The 12,984-nt window shown below is 40.5% G+C and carries 16 protein-coding genes; 12 read left to right on the top strand and 4 right to left on the bottom strand.

What is annotated here, in order from left to right; all coding sequences use genetic code 11:
* Nucleotides 1–34 precede the first annotated feature (34 nt).
* Genes I858_RS14700 through I858_RS14675 form a run of 6 tightly spaced genes read left to right on the top strand, consistent with a single transcriptional unit; the run spans nucleotide 35 to nucleotide 5,342 of the window.
* Nucleotides 35–928 (top strand): beta-keto acid cleavage family enzyme, encoded by an 894-nt coding sequence (locus I858_RS14700; protein ID WP_049693594.1) that lies wholly within the window; start codon nucleotides 35–37, stop codon nucleotides 926–928.
* The gene (locus tag I858_RS14695; RefSeq protein ID WP_049693593.1) at nucleotides 928–1,908 is read left to right on the top strand and encodes an L-carnitine dehydrogenase; all 981 of its coding nucleotides are present in this window, start codon (nucleotides 928–930) and stop codon (nucleotides 1,906–1,908) included. Before I858_RS14700 ends, I858_RS14695 begins: the two co-directional genes overlap by 1 nt.
* A 22-nt stretch (nucleotides 1,909–1,930) precedes the next feature.
* Nucleotides 1,931–2,398: a thioesterase family protein gene (locus I858_RS14690; RefSeq protein WP_049693592.1), complete on the top strand. Its 468-nt coding sequence runs from the start codon at nucleotides 1,931–1,933 to the stop codon at nucleotides 2,396–2,398.
* Nucleotides 2,399–2,431: 33 nt separating this feature from the next.
* Nucleotides 2,432–3,625: a quaternary amine ABC transporter ATP-binding protein gene (locus I858_RS14685; RefSeq protein WP_049693591.1), complete on the top strand. Its 1,194-nt coding sequence runs from the start codon at nucleotides 2,432–2,434 to the stop codon at nucleotides 3,623–3,625.
* Nucleotides 3,622–4,458, top strand: a complete 837-nt coding sequence (locus I858_RS14680; protein WP_049693590.1) for an ABC transporter permease — start codon at nucleotides 3,622–3,624, stop codon at nucleotides 4,456–4,458. The genes I858_RS14685 and I858_RS14680 overlap by 4 nt, the downstream gene beginning before the upstream one ends.
* A gap of 14 nt (nucleotides 4,459–4,472) precedes the next feature.
* Nucleotides 4,473–5,342, top strand: coding sequence for a glycine betaine ABC transporter substrate-binding protein (locus I858_RS14675; protein ID WP_049693589.1), 870 nt, complete (start codon nucleotides 4,473–4,475; stop codon nucleotides 5,340–5,342).
* A gap of 625 nt (nucleotides 5,343–5,967) precedes the next feature.
* Here I858_RS14675 and I858_RS14670 read toward each other — a convergent pair.
* Together I858_RS14670 and I858_RS14665 are read right to left on the bottom strand one after the other, a co-directional pair.
* Nucleotides 5,968–6,684, bottom strand: coding sequence for a DUF6904 family protein (locus I858_RS14670; protein WP_049693173.1), 717 nt, complete (start codon nucleotides 6,682–6,684; stop codon nucleotides 5,968–5,970).
* 13 nt (nucleotides 6,685–6,697) lie between these two features.
* Nucleotides 6,698–7,405: a pseudouridine synthase gene (locus I858_RS14665; RefSeq protein ID WP_049693172.1), complete on the bottom strand. Its 708-nt coding sequence runs from the start codon at nucleotides 7,403–7,405 to the stop codon at nucleotides 6,698–6,700.
* 205 nt (nucleotides 7,406–7,610) lie between these two features.
* Between I858_RS14665 and adh the strand changes: the two genes are divergently transcribed.
* The 4 genes from adh to I858_RS14645 all read left to right on the top strand — a co-directional run bounded on the left by adh (nucleotide 7,611) and on the right by I858_RS14645 (nucleotide 10,451).
* Nucleotides 7,611–9,131, top strand: a complete 1,521-nt coding sequence (adh, locus tag I858_RS14660; protein WP_049693171.1) for an aldehyde dehydrogenase — start codon at nucleotides 7,611–7,613, stop codon at nucleotides 9,129–9,131.
* A 45-nt stretch (nucleotides 9,132–9,176) separates the two neighbouring features.
* Nucleotides 9,177–9,539 (top strand): DUF779 domain-containing protein, encoded by a 363-nt coding sequence (locus tag I858_RS14655; protein ID WP_049693170.1) that lies wholly within the window; start codon nucleotides 9,177–9,179, stop codon nucleotides 9,537–9,539.
* Between the two features lie 143 nt (nucleotides 9,540–9,682).
* Complete coding sequence (locus I858_RS14650) at nucleotides 9,683–9,871, top strand: hypothetical protein (protein WP_049693169.1); 189 nt, start codon at nucleotides 9,683–9,685, stop codon at nucleotides 9,869–9,871.
* Nucleotides 9,864–10,451 carry a Fic/DOC family protein gene (locus tag I858_RS14645; protein WP_049693168.1) on the top strand — a complete coding sequence of 196 codons (588 nt, stop codon included), beginning with the start codon at nucleotides 9,864–9,866 and terminating at the stop codon, nucleotides 10,449–10,451. The genes I858_RS14650 and I858_RS14645 overlap by 8 nt, the downstream gene beginning before the upstream one ends.
* Before the next feature lie 42 nt (nucleotides 10,452–10,493).
* On the opposite strand, the gene I858_RS14640 is transcribed toward I858_RS14645, so the two are convergent.
* The gene (locus I858_RS14640) at nucleotides 10,494–11,297 is read right to left on the bottom strand and encodes an AAC(3) family N-acetyltransferase (protein ID WP_049693167.1); all 804 of its coding nucleotides are present in this window, start codon (nucleotides 11,295–11,297) and stop codon (nucleotides 10,494–10,496) included.
* A 94-nt stretch (nucleotides 11,298–11,391) separates the two neighbouring features.
* On the opposite strand from I858_RS14640, the gene I858_RS14635 reads away from it, so the two are divergent.
* Nucleotides 11,392–11,871 carry an acyl-CoA thioesterase gene (locus I858_RS14635; RefSeq protein ID WP_049693166.1) on the top strand — a complete coding sequence of 160 codons (480 nt, stop codon included), beginning with the start codon at nucleotides 11,392–11,394 and terminating at the stop codon, nucleotides 11,869–11,871.
* A 52-nt stretch (nucleotides 11,872–11,923) separates the two neighbouring features.
* Here I858_RS14635 and I858_RS14630 read toward each other — a convergent pair whose 3' ends face one another.
* Nucleotides 11,924–12,436, bottom strand: a complete 513-nt coding sequence (locus tag I858_RS14630; RefSeq protein ID WP_049693165.1) for a DUF421 domain-containing protein — start codon at nucleotides 12,434–12,436, stop codon at nucleotides 11,924–11,926.
* Between the two features lie 305 nt (nucleotides 12,437–12,741).
* Between I858_RS14630 and I858_RS14625 the strand changes: the two genes are divergently transcribed.
* Nucleotides 12,742–12,951 carry a hypothetical protein gene (locus I858_RS14625; RefSeq protein WP_049693164.1) on the top strand — a complete coding sequence of 70 codons (210 nt, stop codon included), beginning with the start codon at nucleotides 12,742–12,744 and terminating at the stop codon, nucleotides 12,949–12,951.
* Nucleotides 12,952–12,984: the final 33 nt, after the last annotated feature.

Here is a 12,984-nt window from a genome sequence, read left to right as displayed (position 1 = left end):
TTAAATGATGCCTAAAAATAGCGGGAGAGATTGTATGACACGAAAAGTATTATTAACAGCAGCAGTAACAGGAGCTGGAGATACCACTGGGAAAAATCAATATGTCCCCATAACTCCAAAAGAAATAGCAGAGTCAGCAATTGAATCTGCAAAAGCAGGTGCGACAGTTGCACATGTTCATGCACGTGATCCTAAAACAGGTGGCATTAGCCATAATCTAGATCATTACCAAGAAATTATTGAACGCATTCGTGAATCCAAAACAGATGTAATTATTAATATTACGTCTGGTGGTGGTGGAGACTTTATCCCTAATCTGTCAAACCCTTCAATAGGCGCAGAAGGTACGGATATGCAAACGCCTGAAGAACGACACGAGCCAGTAGGCAGTTTGCTTCCAGAAATGTGTACGTTAGATTGCGGCAGTGTCAACTTTGGCGATATGGTTTACATGAGCCCTACTGATTGGCTGCGTGAACAAGCAAGGCTTATACAACAAAGCGGCGTCAAGCCAGAACTTGAGTGTTTCGATACGGGACATCTTCGGTTCGCTAAGCAATTAATCGCAGAAGGTCTAGTTGATGGAGATCCGATGTTCCAATTCTGTCTTGGTATTCCGTGGGGAGCAGAAGCCGATGAAGAAACGATGCTGTACATGAAAAATCGTCTTCCAGACAACGCTCATTGGTCAGCTTTTGGTATTGGACGCATGCAAATGCCGATTTTGGAAATGGCTGCAGAGCATGGCGGAAATGTTCGCGTGGGACTTGAAGACAATCTCTACTTAGGAAAAGGAATTTTTGCACGCAATGAGCAACTTGTTGATCAAGCTGTGACAAAATTGCATGCAACAAATATAGAAGTGATGACACCTGAAGAAGCACGCATCCACTTTAAGTTAAGAAATCCTTATGGAGGTGGAGAATAATGGGAAATAGACTGTCTGAGTTTAAAAAAATTGCAGTGATTGGAACAGGTGTAATCGGTAATGGCTGGATTGCTCGTTTTTTAGCACAAGGTTTCGATGTAATCGCATTTGATCCTGCTGAAGGTGCACAACAGCGGACGCAAAAAGCATTAGATCAAGCATGGCCTTCATTAGTGAAAATCGGATTAGCAGAAGGAGCGGATCAAAACCGCCTTACATTTATGCCGACTATTGAACAAGCGGTTTGTGAAGCTGATTTAATCCAAGAAAATGTACCTGAGCGAGAAGAATTGAAAAAATCCGTATTGGCAAGCATCGATGCATATGCCAAAGAAGATGCTATTATCGGTTCGAGTACATCGGGTATCATGCCAAGTGTCTTACAAGAAGGATTAAAGCATCCTGAACGCTTAATCGTAGCTCATCCTTTCAATCCCGTTTATATACTGCCGCTGGTGGAATTAGTAGCAGGCCAAAAGACTGATACACATACGATAGACCGCGCCAAAAGCTTTTATGCAAGTATTGGAATGAAGCCTTTAGTGATTCAAAAAGAAATCGAAGGTCATTTGGCTGATCGATTAATGGAGGCATTATGGCGCGAAGCTTTGCACTTAGTAAATGATGGAGTTGCTACTACAGAAGAAGTAGATGCTGCCATTATTTATGGAGCAGGTCTTCGCTGGGCTCAAATGGGACCGTTTTTAACTTTTCATCTTGCAGGCGGTGAAAAAGGAATGCGTCATATGCTTGAACAATTCGGTCCAGCATTAAAATTGCCTTGGACTAAGCTCGAAGCACCTGAATTAACAGATGAGCTAAAAGAAAAAGTAATAACAGGCTGTGAAAGTCATGCAGGCGACACAACAATTGCTGATTTAGAAAACAAACGCAACGAATTTTTGGTTGAATTACTGAGTCTAGTTAAGTCCTATTGGCCAGAAACTACAGCAACCGATAACATACTAGTCGAAAAATAGACTGTTGAAAGGAGTGGGAAACGTGACGAATTCCACTTTTCTATATGAAAAAAACGTTCCAAGTGACTGGGTTGATTACAATGGTCATATGAACGATGCAGCCTATGCAAAAGCGTTCAGTCAAGCAACAGATCATTTTATCGATTTTATAGGATTGACTGAAACTGTACGGTTAAAGCAAAGCTACACTATTTTTACACTTGAAACACATCTATGTTATTTGAAAGAAGTTCATGAACAAGATAGCTTAGCGATTAAAGTGGAATTATTGGATAGTGATGCAAAAAGATTGCATACCTTTCTTTCGATGACCAATGCAGCTGACGAGCTGGTTGCCACAAGTGAACAGATGTGGATGGGAATGGATTCTACACAAGGTAAACCTGCACCGTTTCCGGAAATCGTAGCTGCAACAATAGAAAAGTTAAGAGCGGAACAAAAAAATCATCCGCTGCCAAAACAAGCAGGTAGAAAAATTGGTTTTCGATAATTAGTCGTAGTAAAAACAATGAGGAGCATGTCGATGAAAAAGATTCAAGTGAATAACCTAACGAAGATTTTTGGCTCTCATCCACAACAAGGATTGAAGAGACTCATGAATGGTGAACAGAAAGAAGACATTTTAGCAGAAACTGGAATGACTGTTGGCGTCAACCAAGCTTCATTTTCAGTAGAAGCAGGCGAGTTTTTTGTCATTATGGGGTTATCAGGAAGTGGTAAATCCACATTAATACGGCTAGTAAATCGGTTGATTGAGCCGACTTCAGGTGAAGTGTTAATAGATGGCGAAAATATTATTGAAATGGGAAAAAAAGAATTGACTGAAACAAGACGAAAAAAGCTAGGGATGGTATTTCAACAATTCGGATTGTTTCCACATCGTACAGTTTTAGAAAATATTGCTTATGGTCTTGAAATTCAAGGAGTCAAAAAAGACGAGCGTCATAAACGTGCACAGCAATCTATCGAAGACGTTGGTTTACAAGGCTATGAACAAAGTTACCCGAAAGAATTGAGTGGTGGCATGCAGCAACGTGTTGGATTGGCACGAGCACTTGCCAATGATTCAGATATTCTTCTAATGGACGAAGCATTTAGCGCACTTGATCCACTGATCCGTAAAGAAATGCAAGATGAATTATTGAAATTGCAAAACAGATTAGGGAAAACGGTATTGTTTATTACGCATGATTTAGATGAAGCATTGAAATTAGGAGATCGTATTGCCATTATGAAGAATGGTGAAATTGTTCAAGTAGGGACAGCTGATGAAATTTTAGAAAATCCTGCAAATGAATATGTTTCAAATTTTGTTAAAGACGTTGATCGTTCGAAAGTGCTAATGGCTTCTCATGTTATGAAAAAACCAGATGTTCATATCATTGATAAAAGTGGTGCGTTAGCAGCTGTTCGGAAAATGGAAGAAGTTGGAGCTTCAAGTATTTTTGTAGTAGACAAAGAAAATAATTTTAAAGGATTGTTAACCATTGACAATGCAATTGATGCTTATAAGAAAAGTGCAACAATTGAAAGTGTATTGATTGAAGATATTCATGAAATTTCTCCAGAAACTCCTTTAAATGACCTCTTTGGTGTGGCTGTCGAAGCGAAATACCCACTGGCAGTAATTGATAACGGAAAATTACTTGGAATCGTGTCACGAGTTTCTATCCTTTCCGGCTTAGTATTAGGCAAAGGAGAGGTGACTACATCATGAACTATTTCACATTACCTCTTGAGGAATGGACAAATCGATTTGTAAATGATTGGCTCTTGCCAGTGACGGGTGACTTTTTTGACAGCATAAGCGATAGCCTACGAACTTTTGTCGATGGTGTAACCGATTTGCTAATTGCAACTCCTCCTGAGTTGCTTGTGCTGATTCTTGTATTAGTTGCATGGAAGTTCTCTGGTAAAGGACTGGCGTTATTCGCATTGATAGGTAGCTTTTATCTAGGATCTGTCGGTTTATGGGAAGCAGCTATGCAGACGGTAGCGATCGTTATTGTTTCTACATTAATATCAATAATTATCGGTATTCCACTCGGAATAGTAGCTGCAACCAATAAAACGATGGCCAGTATTGTTCGACCGATTTTGGACTTTATGCAGACTTTGCCAAGTTTCGTATATTTGATACCAGCTATTCTGTTATTTGGGCTCGGAAATGTTCCGGCTGTTATTGCCACTTTCGTATTTGCGACACCACCAGCTGTTCGTATGACGACGCTCGGCATTCAGCAGGTTCCAGAAGATGTTGTAGAAGCATCGAAAGCTTTCGGCTCAACAAAATGGCAGCTCCTCTACAAAGTACAGTTGCCTTTAGCAATGCCTTCTATTATGGCAGGAATTAATCAGACGATGATGCTCGCCTTATCAATGGCAGTTATCGCCTCAATGATTGGAGCTCCAGGGCTTGGTTCAGTAGTTCTTGAAGGAATCTCTACCGTTAACGTAGGTCTGGGTCTAACAGGTGGTTTAGGAATTGTTGTTTTAGCAATCGTGATGGATCGAATCACCCAAGGGTTGGCTCGTAAAAATAAAAAATAAAGGGGAAATGAATGATGAAAAAGATTTTATTTGTAACAATGATTGCATTAATAGTTGCCGTTTTAGCAGCTTGTGGTTCTGATAATGAAGAGACAGGAGAAGCATCAGGTGCTGAGCAAGAAACCATTACTTTTGGTGTAACACCATGGACGAGTACTGTACCACCAACAAAAATCGCTGGCTTAATCTTAAAAGATATGGGCTACGAGGTAGTTGAAACAAGTGCAGATGCGGGAAGTGTTTATACTGGATTGTCTCGTGGAGATCTTGATGTGTTTATGGATGCTTGGTTGCCGATGCACGATAACTACATTAACAAGTACGAAGACAACTTGGATCTCACTGCTGTCAGCTATCCAGAAGCAGATACAGGCTGGACGGTTCCAACGTATATGGAAGATGTCAATTCTCTTGAAGATTTAAAAGGCCGTGAAGATGAATTTGGCAATGAATTTTACGGAATTGAATCTGGTGCAGGCGCTTCGATTGAAAGTGATGAAATACTTAAAGCTTATGAATTTGATATGGAACAAATAAATTCTTCAGAAGGCGGCATGCTCGCTCAAGCACAAAAGATGATGGCTGACGAAGAACCGGTTGTTTTTTATGGCTGGAGACCCCATACAATGTTCAACAAATTCGATTTGAAAGTATTAACCAATGAACAGGGATTCTTTGAGACGTCATCCGTTGAAGTAGTAACGAATACAGAGTTAAAAGAAAATGCGCCAGAAGCGTACGAATTCTTAAGTAACTGGAACATTTCACTTGATGATGTGGAAGAAATGATCGTTAAGATTGAAGAAGGTGGAGATCCTGAAGAAGTTGCACAAGAATGGATCGACAACAACCAAGATAAAGTAGACGAAATGTTAGGGAAGTAAATGTTGCTAAGCGATTTACACATTTCCAAATAACTATATAAGAAAAGCTCACGCTAACGTTAGCGTGAGCTTTTTTTAGTTTGTTTTATAGATAACTTATGCCCGTCGAATCTACACGGGCGCTTACGCTTTTCTGGTTGTCTAGCTCCAGCGCCCAGATTCTAGGGTCATAAGCCAACCCGACTGTGCGGTAAAGAGCACCGCTTTGTCGGTCTGTCTTATGCCCGTCGAATCTACATGGGCGCTTACGCTTTTCTGGTTGTCTAGCTCCAGCGCCCAGATTCTAGGGTCATAAGCCAACCCGACTGTGCGGTAAAGAGCACCGCTTTGTCGGTCTGTCTTATGCCCGTCGAATCTACATGGGCGCTTACGCTTTTCTGGTTGTCTAGCTCCAGCGCCCAGATTCTAGGGTCATAAGCCAACCCGACTGTGCGGTAAAGGGCACCGCTTTGTCGGTCTGTCTTATGCCCGTCGAATCTACATGGGCGCTTACGCTTTTCTGGTTGTCTAGCTCCAGCGCCCAGATTCTAGGGTCATAAGCCAACCCGACTGTGCGGTAAAGGGCACCGCTTTGTCGGTCTGTCTTATGCCCGTCGAATCTACATGGGCGCTTACGCTTTTCTGGTTACCATTCAATTTTTTTTGGGTATTCTGCTTGTATGTTGATTTCGTGTATGGGCTTTTTGTGAGGAGACGCAACGTTAATTAGCTGTTTTCGGAAAGTTGCATAGTCCTGATCTTGTATTGCTATTTTCAATGCGATAGACGAGAGACTTTGTTCTCGCTGCTGTTTGTTCATGCCGATGTATTTTACATTTAATAAGTCTACGTATTGGATGGCGTAATCATTTACAGATGCTAGCTGATTGAATGCTTTTAAAATGACTTCGAACTCTTCAACTGGAATATGCCCTTGCAGGCAGTCGAGTACTAACGACTGGAAGCGTAAAATGACGGGTAAATGGAGATCCCACAGTGTGAATTTTTTATCTTCTTGGTACATGTTGACGAAATCTTGTAAAGCGGTGACTGCATATAGTAATTCAGGCCATAGTACTTCTGTGGAGAAGTATATATTTTTATCGGGAGCGATCAATCCATGCTGCTTCATCGTATGTTCGTGCAGTCCATTAAAAACAAAATCCACATTGCGGTCTCCTTGAGCAGCATGGCGAAGTTCGTAGGAAATGCCAAGGATCCGCATTCGCGATCCTTCATAACCGTAATATTGATCTTCCTGACCGATTACTTTGTAAAGAGCTAAGTTCAGCTCATCTAAATCAAAATAGTCGCCACTAATTTTGACGCCTGTATGGTTTGGTGTGCTTTTCATGGTTAACATCAGTATGTCCTCCTCAACGTTTTGGTATGTAATCGAGTTGGTTAAATAGTTCATTGCGCTCTGAATCGGTTAAATCCCGCCACTCACCTACAGGCAAATCTCCTAAGAGAATATTGATAATGCGAACTCTTTGCAAAGCTTGAACTTCATAACCAAGCGCTGAACACATACGTCGGATTTGGCGATTTAAACCTTGACGTAATGTTAGCTTGAATGTATAAGCAGATAATTTATGGGCTTTAGCTGGAAGGGTCTTGGTACCAAGTATTTCAACGCCTTCTTCCATTTTAGCTAAAAAGGATTCGGTAATGGGCATATCGACTTTAATGATGTATTCTTTTTCATGTTCATTTTCGACGCGTAAAATTTCATTGACAATATCGCCATCATTGGTTAAAAGAATAAGCCCTTCCGAATCTTTATCAAGACGTCCAATGTGGAAAATTCGTTCGGCATGGTTAACAAAATCAACGATATTTCCTTCAATATGGCGTTCAGTTGTACTAGTAATGCCGACGGGCTTATTTAATGCCAAGTATACGTAGTTCTGTTTTGGTTGTTCGATGATTTTGTCATCGACTTTTACTTCATCCTCTGATTCAACTTTGCTGCCGAGCTCCGCTAATTTGCCGTTAATCTTCACACGTCCAGCTTCGATGAACTTATCGGCTCCGCGCCGAGAAGTAATACCTGTTTCGCTTAAAAACTTATTGATTCGCATAATTAATTCCTCTCAATTTCGTATTTCCTAGTATTTCTTTCATTATACATGAAGTATCAAGACGAATAAAAAAAAGATGTTTTAGAGTTGCAATTTTTAGATTAGTTTGACAATATAGAAGAGAAGCCGTTATAGATGCGTAAAAGAAATTGAAAGAATGTAAGCGCGTACATAACAGGATAACGAGTAAAGGGGAGAAATGGCAATGGTCTATGCAATGCCGAATACAGAAGGCTCAAAAGTTACATTTAAAGAAAAGTATGAAAACTTTATAAATGGCGAGTGGAAAGCACCAGTTAAAGGACAATATTTTGAAAACGTTTCGCCAGTAACTGGTAAGAAATTTACTGAAATTGCACGTTCAACTGCTGAAGATGTTGAATTGGCTCTTGACGCGGCTCATGCGGCAAAAGACGCTTGGGGCAAAACATCCGTTACTGAACGGGCAAACGCATTATTAAAAATTGCGGATCGCATGGAACAAAACTTAGAAATGTTAGCTGTCGCTGAAACTTGGGATAACGGGAAAGCGGTACGTGAAACCTTAAATGCGGATTTACCACTTGCGATTGATCATTTCCGATATTTTGCTGGAGCTATTCGTGCGCAAGAAGGATCACTCAGCCAAATTGATGACGATACAGTGGCTTATCATTTTCATGAGCCACTTGGCGTAGTCGGTCAAATTATTCCATGGAATTTCCCGATATTGATGGCTGTATGGAAACTAGCACCGGCTCTTGCTGCAGGTAACTGCGTTGTATTAAAGCCAGCTGAACAAACGCCAGCAAGTATTCTTGTGCTAGCTGAACTTATTGGGGACATCTTACCTCCAGGAGTCTTGAACATCGTCAACGGCTTTGGACTTGAAACAGGCAAGCCGCTTGCATCAAGCCCGCGTATTAGCAAAATTGCATTTACAGGTGAAACAACGACAGGTCGTATGATCATGCAATATGCATCACAAAACTTGATTCCGGTAACATTAGAACTGGGTGGTAAATCACCAAACATTTTCTTTAAAGATGTAATGGATAAAGACGATGCTTTTCTTGACAAGGCAATCGAAGGATTTGTTATGTTTGCTTTAAATCAAGGTGAAGTTTGTACATGCCCGTCTCGTGTACTGATTCAAGAAGACATTTATGATGAGTTTATGGAACGTGCATTAAAACGCGTAGCCGCAATCAAAACTGGAAATCCACTCGACCCAGAAACGATGATGGGAGCACAAGCTTCTACAGAACAAATGGAAAAAATTCAATCTTACTTGGATATCGGTAAACAAGAAGGCGCAGAAGTTCTTGCAGGCGGCGACCGCAACCATTTAGAAGGCGAGCTATCTGAAGGCTTCTATATTCAGCCAACTGTCTTTGCTGGTCATAACAAAATGCGTGTTTTCCAAGAAGAGATCTTCGGACCAGTTGTCTCTGTAACAACTTTTAAAACAAAAGAAGAAGCACTTGAAATCGCTAATGATACATTATATGGGCTAGGTTCTGGTATTTGGACGCGCGACACGAATACAGCATATCGTTTTGGACGAGGTATTCAAGCAGGACGCGTATGGACAAACTGTTATCACCAATATCCAGCTCATGCAGCGTTCGGTGGCTATAAAATGTCCGGCTTTGGTCGTGAAAACCATTTGATGATGCTAAATCATTACCAACAAACAAAAAATATGTTAGTTAGCTACAGTGAAGACAAGCAAGGATTCTTCTGATTTCAAGAAAGTATAAGTAAGCACCACCAGAAAGTGGGGATAGCAATGGTCGAACGCGTAATAGCGACAGATGCTGCTATTGAATTGATTGAATTGTTGAAGAAAAAGCACGGACCGGTTATGTTCCATCAATCAGGAGGCTGTTGTGATGGCAGCTCACCGATGTGTTATCCGGAAGGTGATTTATTTATCGGAGATCAAGACATCTTAATGGGAGTAATCGAAGATAGCAAATTCTATATGCATAAAAACCAATTTGACTATTGGAGTCATACACAACTCATTATTGATGTTGTGCCGGGGCGCGGAGGTATGTTTTCATTAGAAGGCGTGGAAGGAAAACGGTTTTTAACAAGATCGCGAATCTTTACGTCAGAAGAAAGTGCTGAATTACAACAACAAATATAGTTGGAACCGGATGTATGTGCATCCGGTTTTTTTGTTGGAGGTAACAAGTTGTGATTCTTTGGAAACCTATCCGTATCAAGGGTTTACGATAGAAAAAGAACGAGTAAAATGGTATAATTTCGATGTGAAAGGTGGTTATCCCATTGGCGAAACTAGTAAACCCAGTTTCTAATGAACAAGCAAACCATGCAATTTTCTCAGCTTCCCATTCTTTGGTTACAGAAGGGTTTGATGTGACAAGTGAGGATGAACATTTCGTTCGATCCGTATTGACTGGTGAACAAACAGAAGCACAATTTCATCAGGCTGTTAAAAGGAAGTTTGATGTCTAAGTATCAACATACGTCAATGTATTGTTATCCAGGCACTGATGTGTTGATTAATTTTTTTGATGTAGAAGACGACCAGAAGTTAAAAGAGCTGGAGAAAGTCTATTCTTTGCTTCGTCTTTCGGAACTTCAGTTACAAAAGCCAGCAGATCCGCTAACATTAACTTCATTTTTAGCTATTCATCGTTATATTCTTCAAGATGTTTATCCGTTTGCTGGAGAATTGAGAAAAGAAATGATTTCTAAAGGTTCGTCATCTTTTGCGCATCCTAAGCACATTGAAATCCATTTAGTGAAAATTTTTCGCGAGCTGGAATTAGAAACGTATTTAAAGGGATTATCAAGCAGTCAGTTGATTGTTCGTTTAGCTTACTTTCTTTCAGAATTGAATGCACTGCATCCATTTCGTGAAGGAAATGGTCGCAGTGTTCGCGAATTTGCGCGTCAGCTTGTGTTTAATGCAGGCTATCGGTTAGATTGGGAAAAAGAAGTTGAATCCGCGGAAATTATTAATGCTTTTGTCGATTCGTTCAATAAGGATAACAACCGGCTAGAAAGACTGCTGGCTAAAATTATTTCATAAAATAGCCAGCTACTCAAAAGAGAGTACTGGCTGTTTGCATGGTTATGCTTTAGCATGTTGACAGACCCAATCGATGCCAAAGTCGACAAGAGGCTTCATTTCGACAAGGTGAGTTTTAGCTTGACCCCATTGTCCTTCTGAAATAACACCAGGAAACGCTTTTGCGATTTCTGGAAATCGTTCAGCATCCATTTCTACACAATCGAAGGTTTGCCAAACACGTTTGCCGCCAATTAACATAGCCGCACCTTGTGGTGAAGTCTTGCGAGATTCTTGAACAAACTCGGCATAATGAAGAGCGGTACACGAATCAAAGCCGACGCCAATCAATAGAATTTTTACATTAGCTTGCAACATTTTTGCAAGAGGTGACTTGCGACCAAAAGAATCTTCTAATGGCTGTTCGCTCATCCACTGTATTGCTTTACTCCCCCAAGCCATAAATGAATGTGACGGATGAGGGCTTCGAACAGTCAGTGGGTGGCGATGAAAGCATTCTGCAATTTTCCCCATACCGCGCATTTCGCTCAAGTATGGGTCATAAGCAGGTAAAGCATCGCGAATCGGCTGATGCCAGTTTTCAGGAACAGGTGGCTCCATCCAGTAAACAGGGTCTGAGTTGCCTGTAGACTGTGCAGGCATCACCAATGTGCCTGTTTCTGTAACGGTTTCCATTAAGGCTTCAACGACCGTTTGAGCGCCTCCAGCGATCCAGCCCATGGATTTAAGTGAAGAGTGAATCATTAAATTGTCTCCAGCTCGAATACCAAGCGATAGAAGTTGTTGTTTTAAAGATGATTTTGACTGGAATTCAGGTGTGTTTAAAATATTCAATAACTCTGACATAAAGAATCCTCCTCATTTCAATATAGTATAAAGGAAAGCCTGCTGTTTTTGTGGGAAATCTCTTAGTAGAGCTCTAAAGAAAGGATTGATGATAATGGAAGCCAAACCGATGAAAGAATCCAGAACCATTCAAACAAAACTAGTACTTCCTCCAGACACAAACCATATGAACTCTATTTTTGGAGGCAAGGTGTTAGCTTATATCGATGAAATTGCAGGAATTACAGCGATGAAGCACGCACGTCGCCAAGTTGTTGTAACAGCGTCAATTGACTCTGTGGATTTCTTGTCTTCTGCTAAAGTAGGAGATGTACTAGAACTTGAAGCAAATGTAACATCCACAGGCCGTACATCGATGGAAGTCTATGTGCGCGTCACATCACAGAACTTACAAACCGGTGAAGAAAAATTAACGACTGAATCGTTCTTGACGATGGTCGCAATGGGAGACGACGGCAAGCCGACACCTGTACCACCTGTACGACCTGAATCAGCCGGCGAAAAATTATTTTTCGAGACAGCACCTGCGAGACGTGAACACCGAAAAATGCGTGTAAAAACGCCAAGAGAATAACAAAAGGTGCATGGGATGAAACCCATGCACCTTTTGTTATGACGATTGGTAACTAGACAGTTTCACTGCTCGAGTTCACATTTTCCAAAGCGTTTCCTGTTTCACTGCTTATGACAGACAAGCTTCCATCTGTTTCTAGAACAACTGCTTTCACTTTCTCTGTAGAGCCAAATCCACTATTGCGTATCACTTGTAAGATTTCAATTTCTTTAATCCGTTCTTTTTTCATAGCACTTCTCAAAAATTGTCCATCTAGAAATAGTAAGCGCGGTTCCGATTTGATGATAGCGTTAAACCGACTAGAGTGGACAGATAGAAGAGTGATTACATACTGCAAAAATATTAATAAGGCAAATGCGGTCATTCCTTCTAATAAGCTGACACTGCTATTCAGTAAAACAGTTGCCAATGTTGAACCAAGTGCAACGGTTACGACAAAGTCAAAAGCGTTCAATTTCGTTAATGTTCGTTTGCCAGAAATGCGTAGGAAAATAACCAACCCAACGTACGCAAGAAAACCGACTGTTACAATCCGAATAAAACTATCGAGTGTAATTTCAAACATTTTTGCCCTCCTTGGTCTATGGTTTTAATAAATGTATTTACATGTTCTACTTACTCAATAATGTCCACAAAATTCAAACATCTTATCCACATAACACACAAAGATGACGTTTTATTGTGTATAAGAAAGAGAGAACAAAGAGACTTCCCTTTAAGTTCAAAATAAAGGCACTGCCCTGGTATTTTCTATGATTCCCTTCAGAGTTATCAACAAACACAAATTGAATAGAAAATCTAAAAGAAGCGATTGGTATTTTTTAGAAAGGGAATAGAAATATCACTTAGTCTTAACGGGGAGTGATCTAAATGGAATCTTTTTTGAAACGAATCCGTTATGCAGGTTTGCTGATTTTTACCTTAGGCATCTTGCTGTCTGTTATAGTTTTTGTTAATTTTGTTTTCCATTTAACCGATGCTTTATGGCTTCAAATTTACTTTATTCGCTTGTACTTATTTCTGGCAGTAGCGGGGATTTTACTGTATATTCTCATTACTTTCCGAAGAAAAAAAGAGTAGCCGCGGCTACTCTTTTGCTGTATCGATGCCAAT

Source organism: Planococcus versutus (genome assembly GCF_001186155.3).
Classification (GTDB): Bacteria; Bacillota; Bacilli; order Bacillales_A; family Planococcaceae; genus Planococcus; species Planococcus versutus.
Note: the sequence above shows the minus strand (reverse complement) of the source record. Positions and strands in the feature narration are given on the sequence as shown.

Coding starts and splice junctions, on each gene's coding strand:
- I858_RS14685 (WP_049693591.1), top strand. CDS start 2,432: ATGAAAAAGATTCAAGTGAATAACCTAACGAAGATTTTTGGCTCTCAT.
- I858_RS14665 (WP_049693172.1), bottom strand. CDS start 7,405: ATGCGAATCAATAAGTTTTTAAGCGAAACAGGTATTACTTCTCGGCGC.
- I858_RS14625 (WP_049693164.1), top strand. CDS start 12,742: ATGGAATCTTTTTTGAAACGAATCCGTTATGCAGGTTTGCTGATTTTT.
- I858_RS14700 (WP_049693594.1), top strand. CDS start 35: ATGACACGAAAAGTATTATTAACAGCAGCAGTAACAGGAGCTGGAGAT.
- I858_RS14630 (WP_049693165.1), bottom strand. CDS start 12,436: ATGTTTGAAATTACACTCGATAGTTTTATTCGGATTGTAACAGTCGGT.
- I858_RS14680 (WP_049693590.1), top strand. CDS start 3,622: ATGAACTATTTCACATTACCTCTTGAGGAATGGACAAATCGATTTGTA.
- I858_RS14645 (WP_049693168.1), top strand. CDS start 9,864: ATGTCTAAGTATCAACATACGTCAATGTATTGTTATCCAGGCACTGAT.
- I858_RS14640 (WP_049693167.1), bottom strand. CDS start 11,297: ATGTCAGAGTTATTGAATATTTTAAACACACCTGAATTCCAGTCAAAA.
- I858_RS14675 (WP_049693589.1), top strand. CDS start 4,473: ATGAAAAAGATTTTATTTGTAACAATGATTGCATTAATAGTTGCCGTT.
- I858_RS14655 (WP_049693170.1), top strand. CDS start 9,177: ATGGTCGAACGCGTAATAGCGACAGATGCTGCTATTGAATTGATTGAA.
- adh (WP_049693171.1), top strand. CDS start 7,611: ATGGTCTATGCAATGCCGAATACAGAAGGCTCAAAAGTTACATTTAAA.
- I858_RS14670 (WP_049693173.1), bottom strand. CDS start 6,684: ATGTTAACCATGAAAAGCACACCAAACCATACAGGCGTCAAAATTAGT.
- I858_RS14695 (WP_049693593.1), top strand. CDS start 928: ATGGGAAATAGACTGTCTGAGTTTAAAAAAATTGCAGTGATTGGAACA.
- I858_RS14635 (WP_049693166.1), top strand. CDS start 11,392: ATGGAAGCCAAACCGATGAAAGAATCCAGAACCATTCAAACAAAACTA.